The organism is Bradyrhizobium sp. WD16 (assembly GCF_024181725.1).
Lineage (GTDB): Bacteria > Pseudomonadota > Alphaproteobacteria > Rhizobiales > Xanthobacteraceae > Bradyrhizobium_A.
This window is the reverse complement of sequence record NZ_CP028908.1, coordinates 4,554,449-4,575,783: the sequence shown is the minus strand read 5'-3', so window position 1 is coordinate 4,575,783 and position 21,335 is coordinate 4,554,449. Positions and strand designations below refer to the sequence as shown.

Below are 21,335 nucleotides of genomic sequence, written 5' to 3'. Positions count from 1 at the left end.
AGACAGTTGCGCTCAGGCGCCGCTCGGCGGTCCCCGCGCCGACACCGCCGCGAGTTTCAGTCGCCCCGCCGGGCGAACCGCGGCGATTGCCGGCCCCCGCGCCGCGATCGGCAGCGCGATCGGAATTGCGACCGTCGCCGGCGGCGGCAGCGACGGCATGGCGTCGCCGCAGCTCAGCACACAACCGGCGATGCAGTCGTGCGACACCGGCAGGCTGGGCGCCTCCGGCGAGCCTGCGGCATCGAGCGGACCGGCGTGGCAGATCGGCGCCAGCACACTGAAGGCGTGGCCCCAGCCGTTCGCAACCGTCTGCAGCGCGAAGCCGTAGACGAGCAGGACGAGCGGCAACCGTCGCAGCAGGCACAGGCCGGACATGGTTACGCCTATGCCACGGCCGCAACGTCCGGTCCATCGCCCGCAAGTTGCCCACCGGCACGTTGCCGGTGGAAAGCGCGTCCTGAGCGGATCGCGGGAAATCGCCGGCAGCTGCACATCAACAAATGAATCTATATTACAATACAATAATGCATAGCGAATCGCTCCATCCGATTCCGTCACACGGCAAGAAGCCTTGCCGACGGCCCCGGAAGAAGCCCTCGTTGCGCCAGACTATCTGACTGATTTTTCTTGCATAAGAACGATATTTCGGCGGCGTCGCGCGCCTTGCCCAGCTCGGCTGCATTCGAGTCGAATGTTTAATCAGCCTTTAACGCAGGCATGCACTTTGTGATTAGCTGCATCGCAACATTTGCTATGCCGCAGCGCGAAGAGCTCGCCTATATTGTTTCGCAGCGGAACGGCTCTTCCGAAGAGCTGAATCCAGATGACGAAGGAGAACGACAATGTTGATGACACTGATCCGCGCGATCCAGGCGTTCCGGGATTATCAGCGCAATCTCGCCGAGCTGTCGCGCCTCAGCGACCGTGAACTGGCCGATATCGGCCTCGATCGCTCGGACATTCAGCGCGTCGCCGCCGGTGCCTACCACGGCTGACCGCTTCGGTTCTCGGAACTGACGGACAACGCCCGCCCCAAGCGGGCGTTTTCGTTTTGGGTTGGCGGTTATATATTACCGTCTGAACCTCAGGGGCTCGTCTCGAACAGGGCCTGATCTGTTGCGCAGCGCGCGTGTTGCCTTACCTGGTCCGCCGCACTAGGTAGGGCCATGACGCGTACATCATCAACGTCCTCGGGACCCGTCCATGTCGTCGGCGCCGGCCTCGCCGGATCCGAGGCGGCCTGGCAGCTGGCCAACGCCGGCATCGACGTGGTGCTGCACGAGATGCGGCCGCAGCGCATGACCGAGGCACACCGCACCGGCGGCTGCGCCGAACTGGTCTGCTCCAACTCCTTCCGCTCCGACGATGCCAGCACCAACGCCGTCGGGCTGCTGCACGCCGAGATGCGCCGCCTCGGCTCGCTGATCATGCGGGCCGCCGATGCCAATCAGGTGCCCGCCGGCGGCGCGCTGGCGGTCGACCGCGACGGTTTCGCTGCGGCGGTGACCGAGGCGCTGCACGCCCACCCGAGGATTGCCTTCGCGCCCGGCGAAGTCGCCGGGCTGCCGCCGGCGGACTGGCAGCAGGTCGTCATTGCCACCGGTCCCCTGACATCGGCGGCGCTGGCCGAAGCCATCCGCGCCCACACCGACGAAAGCGCGCTGGCCTTCTTCGACGCCATCGCGCCGATCGTGCATCGCGATACGATCGACATGTCGGTGGCCTGGTATCAATCGCGCTACGACAAGGTCGGCCCCGGCGGCAACGGCGCCGATTACATCAACTGCCCGATGACCAAGGAGCAGTACGACGCCTTCGTCGACGCGCTGCTGAGCGGCGCCAAGACCGAGTTCAAGGAATGGGAGGCGGACACGCCCTATTTCGACGGCTGCCTGCCGATCGAGGTCATGGCGGAGCGCGGCCGCGAGACCCTGCGCCACGGACCGATGAAGCCGGTCGGCCTGACCAATCCGTACAATCCGACCGTGAAGTCCTACGCGGTCGTCCAGCTGCGCCAGGACAACAAGCTCGGCACGCTCTACAACATCGTCGGCTTTCAGACCAAGCTGCGTCACGGCGAACAGTTGCGGATCTTCCGGACCATTCCCGGGCTGGAGAAAGCCGAGTTCGCCAGACTGGGCGGCCTGCACCGCAACACCTTTCTCAATTCGCCCAAGCTGCTCGACGGCGAACTGCGCCTCAAGGCCGAACCGCGCCTGCGCTTCGCCGGCCAGATGACCGGCTGCGAAGGCTACGTCGAATCCGCCGGCATCGGGCTGCTCGCCGGCCTGTTCGCGGCGGCACAGGCGCGCGGCGCTTCGCTGCCGGCGCCGCCGCCGACGACGGCGCTCGGCGCCCTCCTCGGCCACATCACCGGAGGGCATATCGAGACGATCGACGCGGGGCCCCGGTCGTTCCAGCCGATGAATGTCAACTTCGGGCTGTTTCCGCCGCTGGCTTCGGCGCCGACCCGCGGCCCCGACGGCAAGCGATTGCGCGGCAACGACAAGTCGATCGCCAAGAAGCAGGCCCTGAGTGCGCGGGCCCTCGCCGATCTCGAACGTTGGCTCGCGGCTTCGCTGCGATCGCCGGCCGCCGCCTGATCTCCCGAAACTGTGGCCGCCGATGCCGAACTCTCCGAGACCTTACGCATGACCCTGCCCCGCGACGACGCCGCCGCACTCGCCGGCCGATGGACCGAAGGCGTGCTGCTCAAGCGCGACGTATTTTCTACTGTCGAGCGCGGGCGTTTCCGCGCCGAGAGCGGTGAGCGCGGCGCCGTGCTGCGACGACTCGACCAAGTGCCGTGGTGGTCCTTTCCGCTGGCGCTGCACCTGTTCAACCGCGAGAAGAAGGCGCTCACCCGCGCAAGCGGGCTCGATGTCGGGCCGCCGCTGCTATGGGCCGGCCGCCGCGCCCTGGCCCGCGGCTTCATCGACGGCGTTGCCCTGCATCTCGCCCGCCCGATCGGCGACCGCGCCTATTTCGCCTCCGCCAAGGCGGCGCTGCGTCGCCTGCACCGCGCCGGCATCTGCCACAACGATCTCGCCAAGGAGCAGAACTGGCTGCGCGGCGCCGACGGCCGGGCCTATCTCACCGATTTTCAGCTCGCAGTCTGCTTCAGGCGGCGCAGTCGGCTATTCCGTATCGCGGCCTATGAGGATCTGCGGCACCTGCTCAAACACAAGCGCCGCTACGCCCCCGAGGCGCTGACCGCCGCCGAACGTCGCATCCTCGCCCGCAAATCGGTATTCGCCCGCGTGTGGCTGATGACCGGCAAGAAGGTCTATCGGGCAATTACCCGTGGGGTGTTCAACTTCACCGACCGCGAAGGCGGCGGCCGCCGCCTGGTCAATGATGCGCCGCCGCTGATCGCCCGCCTCAAGTCCCATCCGCAGGTGCGCGACGCCGCCATTGTCGCGTTCGCCGACCGTCGCTCCGGCGTCGGCCTCTACGCATTCGTCGAAGCCTCGGGCGAGACGCTCGAAGCCGAGCTCACAGCGGCGCTGTCCCAGGCGCGCGACCTGCCCCCGCCGCCCGAGCACCTGCAGGTCGTCGAACGCCTGCCGCGCGACGCCGATGGCCGCGTCCGCAGCGAATTCCTGCAGCTTGTCGCCATGAACCAGGTCGACCTCATCGAGCCGCTGCTGGTGAACGCCTCGGATCGCGCCGCGATGAAGGGGCTGCTCGACCGACGCAAGAACCTGCGCGACCGCTTCAGCTTCTGACACCGTTTGTCGGAGTGCCGCGCGGAGAGGCTCGTCGAGCTTCATTCACGCCGCGAGCCGCCTGATATCGCGTGCCGCCCGCCAGGCCGCCCACAGGATCGCCAGGCGTGACGATGGCGCGGCGCGGAACGGATCAAACTCCACCCTCTCCAGCCGGGCGAGCTGGCGCCCCACGCCGGCCAGCGGCAGGAAGGCGGGGTGCAGTTCGCCCGGCGCCGCATCAAGCCCGTCCGCGACGGCGGCAAGATGATTTCGCGCCTCGTGGACGAGATAGGCGATGACCCTGCGCAGCGCCGGCGTCGCTTTTCCGGCGAATAGATCCGCGGTCGGGACGCCGTTGAGTTCGAGCAGCTCCCCCGGCAGATACAGCTGGCGCCGTGACGCGTGGCGCGGCAGCATCGCGATCATCCAGGCGAGGCCTTCGGCGAGACCGGCGTGGCGGATCAGTTCGGCGCTCACGGCCAAGCTCTTGCCGCCGCAGACCTGCGCTCCCAGGCGAAACAGCTGCGAACGGGTGCCGGCGAACTGGGCATCGAGCGCCGCCTCGGTCGGAATCGGATCATCGTAGAGATCGAAGAGCCAAGCATCGACGATGCGCGTCAGATCGTCGACCGGCAGATCGAAACGGGCGGTGGCACGCTTGAGTTCAGCGAGCACCGGATGGCCCTCCGTACCGCCATGGCCCTCGCCCGTCAGCGCATCGATCCACCATTGCAGCCGGATTTCCCCGGGCAAGGGTTGGGTGACGTGATCGCGCACCCGCGCAAGTTCGCCGGCGAAGGCATAGAGCGCCAGCAGGGCCCGCCGCTGCTCGGGCGCGGCGAACAAGGTGGCGGCATAGCGCGGAAACTCATGCTCGCGGACAGCCGCGGCACAGAACGCGGCAGCCTCTTCGTCCGCCCCGTTCATGGCAATGCGTCCATTGCCGGCGCGCTCGACACGGTCATGGCACGGCAATCAATGCCGCCGCGACCCGACGGCGCTCGCCGACCATGATGTTCCAGGTCCGGATCGCCGGTCCCGTCTGCATGGCATCAAGGCCGACATGGACCGCGCGGAAAGTCTCCCGCAGTCGCTGCGGCGGCAGCCAGACCGCCGTCCCGGTACCGATGATCAGGGTGTCGATGACATTGGCCGATTTCAACACCCGGGCGAGGCTGTATTCGTCAATGCAGGACGGCTCGGTGACTTCCCATGCCCAGATCGAATCCGGCAGGCACAGCAGCGAGCCCCGATGCGACATCTCGGCGAAGCGGAAGCCGCCATTGCCATAGGCGTCGATCGGCGCCGACCTCGGCAGATGCGGCGCATCCGCAGCCATAATGAAAGTCCCAGGTTAAGACCCGCACAGCGTCAACACCGTTCCAGCCTTACGGTTTCGACGGCGGCTCATCGTCGCCATGGCGCGTCGATCCGACCCCGAGATAGATCAGGATCGGAGCCGCGATGAAGATCGAGGTATAGGTGCCGACCAGCACCACGCCAAACATCATCGTCGCGGTGAAGGAATGGATCGCCTTGCCGCCGAACAGCAGCAGCGCGAGCAGCGCCAGCGTCACCGTCACGTGTGTGATGATCGAGCGCGACAGCGTCGAATTGATCGAGGCGTTGAGCAGCTCCGGCATCGGCATCTTTTTGTAGCGACGCAGCATCTCGCGGATGCGGTCGTAGATGACGACGGTATCGTTGAGCGAATAGCCGAGGATGGTCAGCAGCGCCGCAATACTGGTCAGATCGAAATCGATCTGGGTCACCGACATGAATCCGATGGTCAGCACGATGTCGTGGACGTTGGCGATCATGGCGCCCAACGCGAACTGCCACTCGAAGCGGAACCACAGATAAATCAGGATCGCAACGATCGCGAGCATCAAGCCGATGGTGCCATAAGCCAGAAGTTCGCTCGAGACGCGGGGCCCAACCACCTCGACGCGTCGATACTCGACGGCGTCGCCGAGCGACTGACGCACCTTCTGCACGGCAGCTTGCTGCGCCTGGTCGCCGCCGGGCTGCTCGGCGAGGCGGATCAGTACGTCGGCCGGGCCGCCAAACTGCTGAAGCTGCACGTCGCCAAGCCCGAGCGTGCCGAGCTTGGCACGCAGGGCGGCGATGTCAGCCGGCCCCGACTTGTTCTGAATCTCGAGCAGCGTGCCGCCGCGGAAATCGATGCCGAAGTTCAGCCCGTGAACGAAAAACAGTGTGATCGCCACGATCGACAGCAGCGCCGAGATCGGGAAGCTGATGCGGCGAAAGCGGATAAAATCGAAGGTGGTGTTGTCGGGAACGACGCGCACCGAGGGAATGATACCGGTGACGCTGAGTGCCGTCAGGACGACGATGAAGGCGGCAAGCGCGAGGATGATCCAGTGGGTCACAGCCGAAACTCTCTTCTCAAATCGGCACGGTCTGCGGCCGTTTCCACCTCACCCACCCGGCAACGATGAGCCTTGTGACGGTGAAGGCAGTGAATACGGTCGTGACGATGCCGATGCCCAGCGTCACGGCGAAGCCACGCACCGGACCGGTACCGATGTAGAACAGCACCGCCGCGGCGATGAAGGTGGTGATGTTGGAGTCCATGATGGTTGCAAGCGCGCGGCTGAATCCGGCATCGATCGCCGAGATTGCGTTGCGGCCGCCCCTCACCTCCTCGCGAATGCGTTCATAGATCAGCACGTTCGAGTCCACCGCGATGCCCACGGTGAGCACGATGCCGGCGATGCCGGGCAACGTCAGTGTGGCATTGAGCAGCGACAGCAGGCCGAAGATCATCGCGACGTTGATCGCCACCGCAATGTTGGCGAACAGACCGAACAACCGATAGGTCAGCGTCATGAATACGATGACGAGGATCGAGCCGACATAGGAGGCAAGTTCACCGGCGGCGATCGAATCCTGTCCGAGGCCGGGGCCGACGGTGCGTTCCTCGATAATGGTCAGCGGTGCCGGGAGCGCGCCGGCACGCAGCAGGATGGCGAGATCGTTGGCCTGCTGCACGGTGAAATTGCCGGAAATCTGGCCGGAACCACCGGTGATCGGCTCGCGGATGACCGGCGCCGAGATGACTTCATTGTCGAGCACAATGGCGAACGGCTGACCGACATTCTCCGATGTCGCCTGTGCGAACTTGCGAGCGCCCGAGGTGTTGAAACGGAAGGTCACGATCGGCTCGCCCGAGCGCTGGTCGAACCCCGCCTGGGCATCGGTGAGATCGCCGCCCGAGACCAGCACCTGCTTCTTGATCACATAGGGGACCTTCGGCGACTGCTGGCTCATCAGCACTTCGGATTCAGGTGGCACCCTGCCTTGGGCCGCCACTTCCGGCGACACTGATGGGTCGACCATCCGGAAATCCATCTTGGCGGTCTTTCCGAGAATCTCCTTCAGGCGGCTCGGATCCTGCAGACCGGGCACCTGCACCAGAATACGGTCGACGCCTTGGCGCTGGATCAACGGTTCGACGGTGCCAAGCTCGTTGACACGCTTTTCGATGATCTGGATCGACTGCTCGACGGCCTGGCGCAGACGCTCGGTGATCGCCGTCTGCGGGACCGACAACCGGATCAGGCCGCCGCCGGCGTCGGTGACTTCGATCGTGCGCTGGCCGCTGGCGCCCGCGAGACCGCTAAGCGGCTGCGACAATTCACGCAGCTTGGCGAGCGCCGCAGCGGTATCGGCATCCGCAACCCGCACCTCGACGTTTTCGCCGCGGACGCCGATGCCGCCGACGAAGCGGATGCGCGCCTCGCGCATCGCCCGGCGGGCGTCGTCGGCAACCTGGTTCAGCTTGTCCTTGCGGACCGAATTGGCGTCGACCTCGAGCAGAATGTGGGAGCCGCCCTGCAGGTCAAGGCCGAGCACCAGACGGCGTTGCGCCCAGGCTGGCCAGTTCTTCACCGTGCTCTCGGGAAAGAAATTCGGGACCGCGCAGAGGCATACGATCAGCGCCGTCAGCACGATCGCCACCACCTTCCAGCGGGTGAAATACAGCATCGGAACTACCTGTCAGCGCATCGATAGCGGTTGGGTGTAATAAGGACGGGCCGGTTGACGAGGGGGGCCCGTCAGCTCGCTGCAGCGTCGTCCTTGCTCGTCTCCTTGGCCGGTTCACCCTTGGTGCGGACACCAGAGATCATCTGGCGCATCTGGCGCACCCGCACGCCGTCGGAAATCTCCACCTCGATCTGGTCGTCGTCGACCACCTTGGTGACCTTGCCAACCAGGCCGCCGCTCGTCACCACGGTGTCGCCACGACGCACGTTCTTAACCAGATCGTTGTGGTCGCGCACCTTTTTCTGCTGCGGCCGGAGGATCAGGAAATACATGATGACGAAGATCAGGGCGAAAGGCAGCAGCGACATCAGCATGCTGTTGGCATCGCCGGAGGCTGCAGCCTGGGCATAGGCAGGAGTGATCAGCATTCGATAAATCCTCAAAGGGTCGGAAGGACGTGGAGCTCTCGGCTGGGCCGGCGCGAGCCCCCAACAGCGTGCCGGAGCCGGTGCCGTTCAAAGGTCTCGCCGATCCGGGGCCCACCGCTTTTCCCCGGCCGTCCCACAACAGAACGTCCATGACCGCCTCGGGAGCGAATCACCGGTTATCGATGGGGTTTCCCAAGCAACCGATGGATCAAGCCCAAGCCAGCCTCAAGAAGGCAAAGCCAGAACGCCCGGACCGGGCAAATTCGCGCGGACTATAACGGCGAGCGCCCCAATTGCAACGCCGGTCAGCCGCGCGGGCGCGGCAGCTTGCGAGGCGAATGGCGGCTCGCTACAGGGTGCCTGCGCAGGAAGAGGAACAATGTCGAAAAAAACCGCAAAAACAGCCGCTCGCAGGCCCTCACGCGGTCCGGCGCGGCCGGGGCGCCGGAGCGCGACAAAAGGTCCAAAAGTCGTCCCAGGCACGGCCTCCGACGGCACCAGTGAACGCATCGCGCGGGCGCTGGAAATCATTGCCGAACACCTGGCCGCCCGGGCCAGCGACAGCCCCGCTCCCACGGAGATATTCGCCGCGGCAGACGCCTTCGTCTGGCATCCGGAAGGACGGCTGGCGCCGGTACCGCGGGTCAGCCGGGTCGATCTCGTGCTGCTCAAGGGCATCGATCGGATGCGCGACATCCTGATCGAAAATACCGAAAGATTTGCCATCGGCCTGCCTGCCAACAACGCCCTGCTGTGGGGCGCGCGCGGAATGGGCAAGTCGTCGCTCGTCAAGGCCGCCCATGCGGCAATCAACGCCCGCCCCGGCATAGCGGGACGGCTCAAGCTGATCGAAATCCATCGCGAGGACATCGAGAGCCTGCCGACGCTGATGACGCAGCTCAGGGCCTCCGATTTCCGCTTCATCGTGTTCTGCGACGACCTGTCCTTCGACGGCAACGACGCCTCGTACAAGTCGCTGAAGGCGGTGCTAGAAGGCGGCATCGAGGGGCGTCCTGATAACGTCATCCTCTACGCCACCTCGAACCGCCGCCACCTGCTGGCGCGCGACATGATCGAGAATGAACGCTCGACCGCGATCAACCCCGGCGAAGCCGTGGAGGAGAAGGTCTCATTGTCGGATCGCTTCGGCCTGTGGCTCGGCTTCCACAAGTGCAACCAGGACGAATATCTCGCGATGGTCCGCGGCTACAGCAGCCATTTCGGTATCGCGGTGGACGAGGCCGAGCTCGAACACGAGGCTCTGGAATGGGCGACCACCCGCGGCTCCCGATCCGGACGTGTCGCCTGGCAGTTCGTCCAAGATCTTGCCGGCCGCAAGGGCGTGCGCATGACGGTGCGGCCCGGCACTTGATTCACTTCCGGAACGACAACGCCGCGGCGATGCCGCGGCGTTTGCTATCTCGTCTCGTCGCCGGCTCAGGCGCCGTTGAGGAATTGCAACGGGTCGACCGGAGTCGACCCCTTGCGGATCTCGAAATGAAGCTGCGGTGAGCCTGCCTCGCCCGACTGGCCCGACTTGGCGATGGTCTGGCCGCGCTTGATGGTGTCGCCACGCTTCACCAACAGTTCGCTGGCGTGGGCATAGGCAGTGACATAGCCGTTCGAATGCCGCACCAGAATCAGGTTGCCGTAGCCCTTGAGCTCATTGCCCGCATAGGCCACGACGCCGTCCTCCGCCGCCTTGACCGGCGTGCCTTCCGGCACGGCGACATTGATGCCGTCGTTCTGCTTGCCGTTGGTTTTCGCCCCGTAGGAGGTGATGACACGGCCGCGAACCGGCCAGCGGAAGGTCGGCAGGGCGCTGGTCGTCTCGGCCTTGGCCGGCTGAACCTCGGCCGCCGGAGGATTCGGATTGGCAAGCAGCGCCTTCTGGGTCGGCTCGGCCGAGGCGACCTTGGCTGGTGCAGCCGCCGGGATCGCTGCGGGCGCAGCTGCGGCCAAGGTCGGCGCAGCAGTCGCAGGTTGGGCGGCCGCCGTTTTGCCCGGAACGTTGATGCGCATGCCGAGCTTGAGCGGCGCCGTCGGCGACATATTGTTGGCCTTGGCGAGTTCCGCAACGGTGACGTGATTTCGCCGCGCAATTGAGTTCAACGTGTCGCCGTGATTGACGACGTGCACGGTCGCCTGGGCAAGAACCGGCCGCGTCGCCGGCGGAGCCGCGACCGGCGGGGCTGCGAGGGGTGGAGCGACAGCCGGAGCAGCCGCCATCGTGGTCGCGCGCGGGATGATCAGGCGCTGCCCCGGCTGCAGAGCGCGCGGGCCGGACAGATGGTTCGCCTTGAGGATCGCCGCGGCGGGTACATTGTAGCGTCGCGCCAGGATGTCGATGGAGTCGCTGGTGCCGACGATGATCGACGTGCCGGGCGCGGGAGTTGCCGCGACCGAACGCGGCGGCGTCGCCCCGGTGGTCTCGATCGGCCTCGCCGGCGGCGTATAGGAGCCGACACCATGGCCGCCGCCCCCGCTTACGCCCGCGCTCGGATAGGACTGCGGCGCCGAGATCGGCGGCACCGGCGCGGCGCTGTATTGTGGGCGGTTATACTGCGGTAACGGCCGGCTCTCGACCGGCCCCGATGGCACCGCGGAGGATTGCGGCTGGATCGAGCCGGTGGCCTCCTGCCGGTAGGGATTACCGAAGCCGTTCTGGGAAAAGCGCGTCGAGGTATCCGCGCTGCACCCGGCAAATCCAACGGAAATCAGCGCCAGCGTCGCGATCTGCGGAACGCGGCGGGAGCGAAGCAACTCGGCGGCACGGGACATGGTTACTCACTCGATACGCAACTCACACTCAATTGACTAAACACATTTCCAGTAAACAAAGCCTTTAGCGCCGCCATTGTCGCGGCGCAGCAGATGGCGGCGAAACATCCGTTGTCGCTTATATTTCCCGCGCGATCCCCGACAGCGCCGGAACGAAGCGGACCTCGATGAGTTCCGCGCGATCGACGCCGTCCTTGGTCTTTCTCAGCCTGACCAGGGCCTGTGGGCCGCTCTGCGGCCCGACCGGCGCGACCAGAACTCCATCCGGCTGCAGTCGCGCGACCAAGGCTTCCGGGATGTCGGGCAAGGCCGCCGTAACCAGGATACGGTCGAAATGACCGAGTTCATCGGGAATGCTGCAGCCATCCGCCAGAACCACTTCGACGTTGCGGCAGCCGAGCCTCGCGAGGCGCTCCCGGGCCCGCTCGGCAAGCAGGCGGAATCGCTCCACGGTCACCACGTCGCCGGCAAGATGGGACAGCACCGCGGCCTGATAACCGGAGCCGGTGCCGATTTCGAGGACCCGGTGGAAGGGCTTGGACTGGAGCTGCTCGGTCATGTAGGCGACGACTGACGGCTGACTGATGGTCTGACCGCAGTCGATCGGCAACGCCACGTCACGATAGGCATCGGCACGGTCGCCGGCGGCGACGAACAGCTCGCGCGGGACGTCTTCCATGGCACGCAGTACCGCCAGGTCGCTGACGCCACGGCGGCGCAAAGCGAGCTGAAACTGCATCTTTTCCTGGGGCGGCCATTCGGATGTCGGCATGCGGGAACCCTCCATCGCACCACGAATACGCAACGCGGCCCCGGTTGCAAGCGCCCGCCAGGCGGAGCACCTGCGCTGCTGGCCCTCCTGATAATGGCAGTTGCCAAGGTCGCGCCCCGCGGACATAGTCGAACGAGGTCGTTTCAGCGGGACAACATCACAATGACGGCGCCGCCGGCCTCGCGAGGCTCGGTTCTCCTGGTCGAGGACGAGACCATGATCCGGATGCTGGTCGCCGACATGCTGGCCGATCTCGGCTATGACGTCGCCGCCGAAGCCGGCGATATCGATCATGCCATGAAACTGGCCCGCTCCGCCCAGTTCGACATCGCCATCCTCGACGTCAACGTCAACGGCAAGCTGATATCGCCGGTCGCCGAGGCCGTCGCCTCGCGCAACCTGCCGTTTGTCTTCGCCACCGGCTACGGCGTCGAAGGCGTTCCGGAGCAGTATCGCAATCATCCGGCGCTGCAGAAGCCGTTCCGTCTCGAAACGCTGCAGCAGGCGATCGAAGCCGCGCTCGGGCGCGGCGCCAGCTGATCGACGCTGCGCAACAGATCAGGCACTATTCGCGTTGCGCGCCGATTGCCGGTTTCACCGCCGCCGATCGGAGCGCGGCCGACTTACCCCGCCAGCACTTCCATCAGCCGGCTCGAGAAGCCGGTGGCGGTCAGGTCGACGTGCAGCGGCGTCACCGCCACCCGGTTGTCGGCGAGCGCGGCGAGGTCGGTGCCCTCGCCCGGCGGATCGACATTGGCGAGCCGCCCGAAGCCGATCCAGTAATAGGGATTGCCGCGCCCGTCGTGGCGTTCGTCGACCTTGAGGAAACCCTGGTTGCGCCTGCCCTGGCGCGACACGGTAATCCCACGCACCTCGTCGGCGGCGCAGTTCGGGAAATTGAGGTTGATCACCGTGTCGGCCGGGATGCCGGCGGCGAGCACTTTGCGGATGATGCCCGGGCCGAGCGTCTTGGCGGTATCCCAGTAGGGGCTGCGGCGGCTGTCGACGCCGAACTCCTGGGACAGGGCGAAGGACGGGATGCCGAGAATGACGCCCTCCATCGCCCCGGCGATGGTGCCGGAATAGATCACGTCCTCGGCGACGTTGCGGCCCTTGTTGACCCCCGACAGCACGAGGTCGGGCCACTTGTCGCGCAGGATGTGCCGCGCCCCCATGATGACGCAATCGGTCGGCGTGCCGCGCACGGCGAAATGGCGCGGCGTCACCTCGCGCAGCCGCAACGGATCGTTCAGCGACAGCGAATGCGACACGCCGGACTGATCGAGCTCCGGCGCCACCACCCAGACGTCGTCGGACAGTTCGCGGGCGATCTCCTCGATGACCTGGAGGCCGGGGGCATGGATGCCGTCGTCATTGGTGCAGAGGATCCGCATGCGTTCCTGGCCCCTTCGCTCAACGTTCGACGATCTTGGCACCGCCCATATAGGGCTGCAACGCCGCCGGCACGGCGATCGAGCCGTCGGCCTGCTGATAGTTCTCCATCACCGCGATCAGCGCGCGGCCGACCGCCACGCCCGAACCGTTGAGGGTGTGGACGAAGCGCGGCTTGCCGTCGGCGCCGCGGTAGCGCGCATTCATCCGCCGCGCCTGGAAGTCGCCGCAGACCGAGCAGGATGAGATCTCGCGGTACATGCCGCCCTCGCCCTGCCCCGGCATCCACACCTCGATATCGTAGGTCTTCTGCGACGCGAACCCCATGTCGCCGGTGCACAGCGTCATCACGCGGTAGTGCAGATCGAGCCGGCGCAGCACCTCCTCGGCGCAGGCGAGCATGCGCTCGTGCTCGTCGCGGCTCGCGTCCGGCGTGGTGATCGAGACCAGTTCGACCTTGCTGAACTGATGCTGGCGGATCATGCCGCGGGTGTCGCGGCCGGCGGCGCCGGCCTCGGCCCGGAAACAATGGGTCAGCGCGGTCAGGCGCAGCGGCAATTGCCTGTCGTCGAGGATCTGCTCGCGCGCGAGATTGGTGAGCGGCACTTCCGCCGTGGGAATGAGCCAGTAGCCGACATCGGGCGGCAGCTCGTCGATGACCCGCATCTCGAACACCATCAGGTCGTCGAGCTGCAGTTCGGCCGCCGGCTTGCCGAGCTCGCGGACCGCCAGATCGACGGCGCGCTCGCGGATGTCCTTGTAGACCTCGGCTTTCGACACCGGCGGCGCGGTGCCGAACTGATCGTCGCGGAATTTCGGCAGCTGCGCGGTGCCGAACATGGCGTCGTCCTTGACCAGCAGCGGCGGATTGACCTCGGTGTAGCCGTGATCGGTGGTGTGCAGATCGAGCATGAACTGGCCGAGCGCGCGCTCGAGCCGCGCCAGCCCCTTCTTGAGCACCGTGAAGCGGGCGCCGGACAGGCGCGCGGCGGCCTCGAAATCCATCTGGCCGAGCGCCTCGCCCAGCTCGAAATGCGGCTTCGCCGGACCGCTGAGCGCCGGCTTGGCGCCGAACTGGTGGTGCAGCACATTGCCGTGCTCGTCGAGCCCGTCCGGCACATCGTCGAGCGGCAGGTTGGGGATGCCGGCGAGCGCCTCGAACAGCTCACGCTCCGCGCCCCTCGCCGCCGCCTCGAGCTCCGGCAGCCGGGACTTGAGCTCGGCGACCTCGGCCATCAGCGCGCCGGCGCGTTCCTCGTCCTTGGCCTTCTTGGCCTCGCCGATCTCCTTGGACGCCGCATTGCGTCGCGCCAGCGCCCGCTCCGCCTCGGTGATCGCCGCCCGGCGCCGGTCGTCGATTTCCAGCAGCGCGGCGGCCTGAGCGGCCAGGCCGCGGCGCGCCAGGGCCGCATCGAAGGCCTCGGCATCGTCTCGGATCACTTTGATATCGTGCATGAATTCGTCCTCGCGATCTGATTCGACGAGCTACCGCGCGCTCTGGGGTTAGATCAAGCCCTGCCGCCCCGGGTCAAGAGCGCCGTAACGGACGCCCCCCCCCGCGGAAACGCTTGCCGAAAATGCGGGGGAGTTGAAGGCACGGCATGGCGTCTGGGAGCCACCTCCCCCGAAGCGGCTCTCGTATTCACACATCGCTATTCGCAGCAAAGCGGCCACTCTTCAGCCTTTCCGTCGATAAGGGTAAGGCTTTTTGGCCTCCCCTCCCTCCGAACCGTACGGGCGGTTCTCCCGCATATGGCTCTCCAGTCGCCGGCTTCCTCATCGGCAATATCTCGCGCGCTCAAAGGCTGTCATGAGGGTGAACAGCCCTTGATCCGCGAAGAAGGCGTTAGGCCATCGCGGGTGGTCGGCTTTGCTTCGTCCGAACGCGGGTAGCTTGTCCTGCTTGCACATGACGGCGCGCAGCCGTCGCCGAACGAAGCGATCAAGGTTTCGGGTACAGGGTTGGCGCGACATGCCACCTCCTGGCTCTTCGAGCCTACTACAGGTGTCCATCATTCGGAGGAGGTTCAGGTTCAGGACCGGCTCTGAGCACAGGGGAGACCGTATGGGTTGTTCTTAATTGCAGCCGTGTGCTTAAAAGCAAGTAACGTTGCCTCACAGCGCGAGCACAACCTTGGCTCAGCACTCCAATCATCGAATTATTGTTGAAAAGTTCGCTGGCGAAGAGCTATCGCCAAATTTTGGTGACGGCCGGACCGGTTAGGCGGCGGCGGTTACGGGCTGACGGTCGTTCGGCTTGGCGATGACCTCGATCCCGTCGTTGAATGTCACACCGAGAACGAGTTTTGACAACTGGTTGTGGCCATCGAGGCGACGCCAGCTTTTCTGTGCGCCTTCGAGCAATTTGAAGACCATCGCGAGCGCGGTCCTGTTCGACAGGCAACCCTTCGACCGGATCGTGCGGTGGCGCACGGTCGCGAAGGTGCTTTCAATCGGATTGGTCGTCCGCAGGTGTTTCCAGTGTTCGGCCGGGAAGTCGTAGAACGCCAGTAGAGCGTCCCGATCCTTGCTCAGGCAGTCGGCCGCTTTCTCGTATTTGGGCGTGTAGCTCTCGATGAAGGCGTCGAACGCCAGCTCGGCGGCGGCCCTGGTTTCAGCCATCCAGATCTCCTGCAATGCGCGCTTGGCCTTCGGCTGCTGGCTCTTCGGCAGCTTGGCGAGCACGTTCGCAGTCTTGTGCACCCAGCAGCGCTGCTCGCGTGTTTTCGGCCAGACCTCACCGGCGGCTTTCCAGAACCCGAGCGCGCCATCGGCGATGACGAGCCGCGGCGACACCTCGAGCCCGCGCCGCTTGAGGTCGAGCAGCAGATCGCGCCAGTCCTGCGCGCTCTCGCGGGCGCCATCGGTGAAGCCGACCAGTTCCTTGCGGCCCTCCGGCGTCGCCCCGATCAGCACCAGGATGCACTGCTTTTCGTCTTCGAGGCGCGCCTGGAGATGGATGCCATCGGCCCAGATGTAGACGTAGCGTTTCGCCGACAGATCGCGCTTCTGCCACCCGGCGTGCTCGTCGAGCCAGCCGTCCTTCAGACGGCCGATGGCGGATGCCGACAACCCGGCCGCGTCCTTGCCGAGCAGCGCCGCCAGCGCCTCGGAGAAGTCGCCGGTCGAAATCCCCTTCAGGTAAAGGATCGGCAGCAGCGTTTCGATCGACTTCGACCGGCGCATATAGGGCGGCAGGATCGACGGCGAGAACCGGATGCGATCGGGATCGGCGGCGGCCGCCTCGCGATCGCGCACACGCGGCTGGCGGACGGCGACCGGACCTATACCGGTCATTACCTCTCGCTCCGGCAGGTGACCGTGGCGGACCACGCGCTGGCGGCCGTCCCCGGTCTTCAAATCGGCATGCTTGCCGACAAAGTCCGCGACTTCGGCCTCGACCGCCTGGGCCAACAGGGCACGCGCCCCGTTGCGCAAGATTTCAGTGAGTTGGTCGTCGACGTTTCCTGGCTGAATCAGCTTGAGAATGTTATCTTTGGACACGGCATATCGCTCCTTCGGTGGAGAAGTGGAGGCGTCAAGCACCCCCACGATATGCCGCCTTTCCGATTCCGGCCGTCACCAACTTTCGGCGATAGCTCCTCCGCGACGGATGGTGCCCTCCTCTGAGATCAGGCTGGCAGGCAAAGCCATCCACGTTGCCTGAAGAGAGCCAATTGGCTTAAAATCACATCAGTTTCGAAATCCAGCAGGATGACAGTTCAAGAACGAGGTGGTCAATTGCTGCAAGGCGTATCGCACGCGCTGTTGTCACGACAGCGACGCCCTCTATTGCGCGCTCTTCTACCAGCAATCGAGGAGGTCGGTACGACGGCCTATTCGTCAATGCTGGACTATAGCCGTTCACTTTTCAATCCCACGGCGCCAGCAGTGAAGCACTATCGAGTGTACGCCGAATGAGGATCGATCCTGGGGCGGGCGCTATCGGTCTCCTGCTTTTGGCAACCGCGCTAGCAGTGTTGTTGACAACGGCAGTTCCGATTACGGTGTCAAAAGACGCTGTCGAGCTGAAGGACTGGCTGGGCTTCGCAGGAAACGTTCTCGGTGCCGGCGTCACGCTTTTGGCAGCTGTGATCGCCTGGCATGCGGTCCAGCGGCAGATCGATGCGCAATTTCGCACGGCTGAACAGGAGAGGTTGCGAAAAGAGTTCGCTGCACGAGGCGTCATACCGCTGTCATTAAGCGCACTCAATCGATACGCTAGTGATTGTCTTCGAGCGCTGGAGAAATTACCGAGACCCGTCCTTGTAGGTACAAAATTGGAATTGCCGCCCCTTCCGCGCCAGGATGTACAAGAACTACGAGATGCGATCGAAAGTATGGAAGCAACAGCGGCGCGCCAGTTGGTTGAGACGCTACATTTCCTTCAGATTCAGTATGCAAGGCTACATGATTTCGAGCAAAGGGCTTACGATGGCAGCCTCACCGATCATGAAGTCCAACGGCGTATCATCGACGCAGCCGATCTTTACGCATTCATAGATAGGGCTTTTATCTACGCTCGCGGGCGCGATTTTATTTCACCACAATCAACCCGCGAAGAGCTGGAATCAGCAATGCTAATGAATGGGGTCGCAGACGGCCAAGAATGGATACAGGCGGAACTGGATCGGCGGCGCTCGGGAGCTGGTCAGGACGGCGGCAGCAAGCTTTGAACAATGACGCTTCACGACTGCCCCACTCGGCGCGGTTCATATCACCGGCACATGTGAAGGGCAGGCCACGGTCTTCCGTGTCGTGAAGACGCGCAATGACGGCGGCCTGATAGCGCCACTCGGGGATAGTGTTGACGACGCGGGTTTCCATGGCCCGAGCGTCGCTCGGATCACCGCACCGAAAGAGACCAATCCGGTAACCGTTGTCGATCGCCCCGATCTACTCCTCTTCACGCGACCGACGAAATTTCTTCATCCCTGGACATTGAGGCAATTTTCCTAATCTCATGCTGCAAGGCTCTCGCAACATCGGCCTCGACGCTTTGGCGCCGCAATATATACAAAACCAACGCGACCAAAAAGACGGCTGCTCCCAGCGTGAGTATCCAAAACTGATAGCTACCTAGCTTGAGCCGGTACCACTCATCAAGTAGCGGGTTTCTACGAGCGATGTATTCATCTTGGCTCAACGAATAGTCCATAGATGGGCGATATTGTGCAGCAAATTTCTCAACGGAAATAGTCGAACGTCTCGCCTGCCGGAAATCGTTGTATTGATTCCAGTCTTCGATTCCTTTCTCTAACTTCGGTAGCTGAGCGTTAATGCTCGCGAATCTCCAATCTACATATTTTGGAAAGACCACCAGCGAGAGAATTATCGCGGCTATTGGACCAAAAAGGAGGCACGCAAGGATGCGTCCACCGCGATAACCGATGAGTTTCTTGACCGTGTAGCTCCACCAGACCGCTTCGGTATGGTTGACGACCCCAGCCAAGGAGCCACTCGCCGCTCCGGCGGGACTAGCGTAGACGAAGGTCATTTCATCGCCCGCGATGCAAGTAATATCGTCCGACAGAGATATCGTTTGACGTGCTCCATCGGCCGAACGAATGCGCAGCTCCTTAGATTGGGTCGAGCGCGAATGCATCTGCGGTGCGCCTATCCAACCTCCGTGTTGAGGATGAATGTAGCCTCCGCCTCCCGATGTCCAGATTTCTGTTGTTTCCTTCAATGCAACATTCTCAACTCGCCCCGAGCGCGTCCACACGTCTATTTTTTGTCCATTGACTTCAACTTGATAACTCATGGGAAGCCATTTTTTGTCGCGTGCGCTCTCAATTTACGGGCAACGCCCCTGCTTCGAGCTGACACATCAGAGCATTGATGAAACGAACTATTTTGGGATGTCGGACATCCCTACGACAATACCCCTCAAAAAGCCGTCGATTGAAATGACAAAATTTTAGGGATCACACCGCTCATGCCAGCTCGCGACGTATCCACGAGAACGATAGGCGCGCAGCGCCCATTGGTCCCCTAATAATGATCGTCACTCCACCAAGACCAGCCGCCCGTTCGGCAGCACATTCGGCTCCCCATGCGCCGGATCGAACAGCCGCGTGCCGAGCCGACCGCGTGACGCCGAGCGGCATTCGACGATCATCACCTTCCCGACGCTTTCGAGCGTGCGGGCGATGTCGTCCACCGTGGCGCGCTTGCAGTGCATCTTGTTCACGATATCGGACACCGTGATCCCCCGCCTCTCAGCCTGCGCCACGTAGCTTAGAACGCGAGCCGTTGCGCTCGTGTTCGCGGGCTGCTGCTTAGCCTGGTTAGGCTCGGCCGACGCCAGCACGCCGTCCCTGGCAAGCTGCGAGTCAATCTATTTGATTAATGAGTTAAGGAGTGTTTTGCCAACGATGCCCGGCGTATGCACGGGGCGGCGAGAGAACGGGAGACTGTAAACTGAACTGTGTCGCTGCATAATCCCCCGAGAGGCGAGAGCCGTCTGGAGCATGCAGATGAAGGTTTCCCCTGAACTTCTCGAAGAGCTGACGAAGGATTTCAAGCGGCCGGAGGAGATGGAAAGTCTCTACGCGCAGATGTTGCAGCACATGATCAATCGCGGGCTGTCGGCCGAGCTGGACGCGCATCTGGCCGCGGGGTCGGCGGAGGCGGGCTCGAACGCGGGGCGGTCGAACAAGCGCAACGGCAAGAGCGTGAAGACCGTGCGGAGCGCCAACGGTTCGCTGACCGTGGAGACCCCGCGCGACCGGCTTGGAACCTTCGAGCCGCAACTGGTGAAGAAGCGGCAGGTGCGGCTCGCCGGCATGGAGGAGAAGATCCTCACGCTTTACGCCAAGGGCCTGACGACGCGCGACATCGAGGATGCGCTGACGGAACTCTATGGCGTGACGATCTCGCACACGCTGATTTCGCAGGTCACCGAAAGCGTGATGGACGAAGCCCGAGCCTGGCAGAACCGCCCTCTGGACGATGTCTATCCGATCGTCTGGCTGGACGGGCTGGTCGTCAAGGTGCGGCACAACAAGCAGGTGATCAACAAATCGGCGCATATCGTCCTTGGCGTCAACCTGCGGGGCGAAAAGGAAGTTCTCGGCCTCTGGCTGGCGGAGTCGGAGGGCGCGAAATTCTGGCTCTCCGTGCTGACCGAGCTGAGAAATCGCGGCGTGCGCGACATTTTCATCGCCTGTATGGACGGTCTCAACGGGCTGCCGGAGGCGGTGAACGCGGTTTTTCCGAGGACGCTGACGCAGCTTTGCGTCGTGCATCTGGTGCGCGCCAGCCTGCGCTACGTCGCGACGCAGGACGCAAAGGCGGTGATCGCCACGCTGAAGAAAATCTATCAATCGGCGAGCGCCGACGAAGCCGCGGCGGAACTCGACGCCTTCGAAGCCGAATGGGGCAGGAAATACAAAGCCGTCGTGCGGATATGGCGCGGCAATTGGGACAACGTCATTCCGTTTTTCCAGTTCGTGCCGGAGATCCGCAAGGTGATCTACACGACCAACGCCATCGAATCCCTCAACATGACCATGCGCAAGCTCACGCGAAACCGCAGGATTTTCCCAAACGACGACGCCGCGCTGAAATCGCTCTTCCTCGCAATCCAGGAAGCCGCTAAAAACTGGAAAAGCATCCACCACTGGAAGCCCGCCCTGCAGAGCTTCCAGATCATGTTCGGCGAGGACAGAGTCCCACTCGAGCAGTTGTAAGCCAATCCGCAGCGACACAGTTCAGTTTACAGTCTCCCGGAAATTAAGGGGCTACAACACCAATTTGGCAGCTCACTCTCATCGGCAAGCAAGAGTCCGGAGCGGACTTTACATTCACAGCGCATCCTTCAGCCAATCGCGCATAGGATCGCGCGGCCAATCGAATTTGTAGTCCCCCCTAAGCTTGACGTACTGCTCGATGAGCTCGGGCTCAATAATGATGTCTTTGTAGTTACGTCCCTGATCGATACTGACCGATATGTCTGACGCATCGATCTCCCTCGGCGGGTGTCCGACCAATGTACCCCGCAGTCTCACCTTATAGAATAAGAGAGACCAGCCTCCGGCCAACTGCGGTATCTCATCCAAGATCGGATAGATAATGTTGCCGTTCACTATCTTCATTCTGTGCGGATACTCATACTCTTTTGGATCGTGGCGACCTAGTACGTAAAGACCGTCGCTGCGGTCCACTAACCAGCCCATCAATTCGATTGAGTCCCCCTCTTTTAGAGTTGACGATTCCAACACATCTCTGACGTCCATA

General features: G+C 63.7%; 20 protein-coding genes and 2 pseudogenes. 7 read left to right on the top strand and 15 right to left on the bottom strand.

Translation table 11 applies throughout. The features are described 5' to 3' along the window. Positions 1-12: 12 nt before the first annotated feature. Positions 13-375 carry a hypothetical protein gene (locus DB459_RS21205; protein WP_253707465.1) on the bottom strand — a complete coding sequence of 121 codons (363 nt, stop codon included), beginning with the start codon at positions 373-375 and terminating at the stop codon, positions 13-15. Positions 376-842: 467 nt separating this feature from the next. Here DB459_RS21205 and DB459_RS21200 point away from each other — a divergent pair, with 467 nt between their 5' ends. From DB459_RS21200 to DB459_RS21190, 3 genes are all read left to right on the top strand, one after another. After that, positions 843-995 (top strand): DUF1127 domain-containing protein, encoded by a 153-nt coding sequence (locus tag DB459_RS21200; protein ID WP_253707463.1) that lies wholly within the window; start codon positions 843-845, stop codon positions 993-995. Positions 996-1,166: 171 nt separating this feature from the next. Further along, the gene (trmFO, locus tag DB459_RS21195) at positions 1,167-2,603 is read left to right on the top strand and encodes a methylenetetrahydrofolate--tRNA-(uracil(54)-C(5))-methyltransferase (FADH(2)-oxidizing) TrmFO (RefSeq protein ID WP_253707461.1); all 1,437 of its coding nucleotides are present in this window, start codon (positions 1,167-1,169) and stop codon (positions 2,601-2,603) included. Positions 2,604-2,651: 48 nt separating this feature from the next. Continuing rightward, positions 2,652-3,728, top strand: a complete 1,077-nt coding sequence (locus DB459_RS21190; protein ID WP_253707458.1) for a serine/threonine protein kinase — start codon at positions 2,652-2,654, stop codon at positions 3,726-3,728. Between the two features lie 45 nt (positions 3,729-3,773). On the opposite strand, the gene DB459_RS21185 is transcribed toward DB459_RS21190, so the two are convergent. The 5 genes from DB459_RS21185 to yajC all read right to left on the bottom strand — a co-directional run bounded on the left by DB459_RS21185 (position 3,774) and on the right by yajC (position 8,149). Next, positions 3,774-4,637, bottom strand: coding sequence for a squalene/phytoene synthase family protein (locus DB459_RS21185; protein ID WP_253707456.1), 864 nt, complete (start codon positions 4,635-4,637; stop codon positions 3,774-3,776). Between the two features lie 34 nt (positions 4,638-4,671). Beyond that, positions 4,672-5,049 carry an Mth938-like domain-containing protein gene (locus DB459_RS21180; RefSeq protein ID WP_253707454.1) on the bottom strand — a complete coding sequence of 126 codons (378 nt, stop codon included), beginning with the start codon at positions 5,047-5,049 and terminating at the stop codon, positions 4,672-4,674. A gap of 49 nt (positions 5,050-5,098) precedes the next feature. Next, positions 5,099-6,103: a protein translocase subunit SecF gene (gene secF, locus DB459_RS21175; RefSeq protein WP_253707451.1), complete on the bottom strand. Its 1,005-nt coding sequence runs from the start codon at positions 6,101-6,103 to the stop codon at positions 5,099-5,101. Positions 6,104-6,119: 16 nt separating this feature from the next. Further along, entirely contained in the window at positions 6,120-7,721 is a 1,602-nt protein-coding gene (secD, locus tag DB459_RS21170) for a protein translocase subunit SecD (RefSeq protein ID WP_253707449.1), read from the bottom strand. Between the two features lie 71 nt (positions 7,722-7,792). Continuing rightward, on the bottom strand, positions 7,793-8,149 hold the full coding sequence (gene yajC / locus DB459_RS21165; RefSeq protein ID WP_253707447.1) for a preprotein translocase subunit YajC: 357 nt from the start codon (positions 8,147-8,149) through the stop codon (positions 7,793-7,795). Between the two features lie 379 nt (positions 8,150-8,528). Between yajC and DB459_RS21160 the strand changes: the two genes are divergently transcribed. Beyond that, positions 8,529-9,521, top strand: coding sequence for an ATP-binding protein (locus DB459_RS21160; RefSeq protein ID WP_253707445.1), 993 nt, complete (start codon positions 8,529-8,531; stop codon positions 9,519-9,521). A 65-nt stretch (positions 9,522-9,586) separates the two neighbouring features. On the opposite strand, the gene DB459_RS21155 is transcribed toward DB459_RS21160, so the two are convergent. Further along, entirely contained in the window at positions 9,587-10,930 is a 1,344-nt protein-coding gene (locus tag DB459_RS21155) for a peptidoglycan DD-metalloendopeptidase family protein (protein WP_253707443.1), read from the bottom strand. Positions 10,931-11,048: 118 nt separating this feature from the next. Then, positions 11,049-11,702: a protein-L-isoaspartate(D-aspartate) O-methyltransferase gene (locus DB459_RS21150; protein WP_253707440.1), complete on the bottom strand. Its 654-nt coding sequence runs from the start codon at positions 11,700-11,702 to the stop codon at positions 11,049-11,051. 162 nt (positions 11,703-11,864) lie between these two features. On the opposite strand from DB459_RS21150, the gene DB459_RS21145 reads away from it, so the two are divergent. Further along, a complete protein-coding gene (locus tag DB459_RS21145) occupies positions 11,865-12,242 on the top strand; it encodes a response regulator (protein ID WP_253707438.1) in 378 nt (125 codons plus the stop codon). An 83-nt stretch (positions 12,243-12,325) separates the two neighbouring features. Here DB459_RS21145 and surE read toward each other — a convergent pair whose 3' ends face one another. From surE to DB459_RS21130, 4 genes and pseudogenes are all read right to left on the bottom strand, one after another. Then, positions 12,326-13,096 (bottom strand): 5'/3'-nucleotidase SurE, encoded by a 771-nt coding sequence (gene surE, locus DB459_RS21140; protein WP_253707436.1) that lies wholly within the window; start codon positions 13,094-13,096, stop codon positions 12,326-12,328. Between the two features lie 19 nt (positions 13,097-13,115). Beyond that, positions 13,116-13,727 (bottom strand): annotated as a pseudogene (gene serS, locus DB459_RS27630) (serine--tRNA ligase); the annotation flags it as partial. A 132-nt stretch (positions 13,728-13,859) separates the two neighbouring features. After that, a pseudogene (locus tag DB459_RS27625) lies at positions 13,860-14,549 on the bottom strand (serine--tRNA ligase); the annotation flags it as partial. Between the two features lie 765 nt (positions 14,550-15,314). Next, entirely contained in the window at positions 15,315-16,598 is a 1,284-nt protein-coding gene (locus DB459_RS21130) for an IS256 family transposase (protein ID WP_253707432.1), read from the bottom strand. A 413-nt stretch (positions 16,599-17,011) separates the two neighbouring features. Here DB459_RS21130 and DB459_RS21125 point away from each other — a divergent pair, with 413 nt between their 5' ends. Beyond that, positions 17,012-17,770: a hypothetical protein gene (locus tag DB459_RS21125; protein WP_253707429.1), complete on the top strand. Its 759-nt coding sequence runs from the start codon at positions 17,012-17,014 to the stop codon at positions 17,768-17,770. 230 nt (positions 17,771-18,000) lie between these two features. Here the strand turns inward: DB459_RS21125 and DB459_RS21120 are convergent, their stop codons facing one another. Both DB459_RS21120 and DB459_RS21115 read right to left on the bottom strand, forming a co-directional pair. Next, positions 18,001-18,858 (bottom strand): hypothetical protein, encoded by an 858-nt coding sequence (locus DB459_RS21120; RefSeq protein WP_253707427.1) that lies wholly within the window; start codon positions 18,856-18,858, stop codon positions 18,001-18,003. A 243-nt stretch (positions 18,859-19,101) separates the two neighbouring features. Beyond that, entirely contained in the window at positions 19,102-19,299 is a 198-nt protein-coding gene (locus DB459_RS21115; protein ID WP_253707424.1) for a hypothetical protein, read from the bottom strand. Positions 19,300-19,567: 268 nt separating this feature from the next. On the opposite strand from DB459_RS21115, the gene DB459_RS21110 reads away from it, so the two are divergent. Beyond that, positions 19,568-20,788 (top strand): IS256 family transposase, encoded by a 1,221-nt coding sequence (locus tag DB459_RS21110; protein ID WP_371926795.1) that lies wholly within the window; start codon positions 19,568-19,570, stop codon positions 20,786-20,788. A gap of 114 nt (positions 20,789-20,902) precedes the next feature. Here the strand turns inward: DB459_RS21110 and DB459_RS21105 are convergent, their stop codons facing one another. Beyond that, entirely contained in the window at positions 20,903-21,334 is a 432-nt protein-coding gene (locus tag DB459_RS21105; protein ID WP_253707422.1) for a hypothetical protein, read from the bottom strand. Position 21,335: the final 1 nt, after the last annotated feature.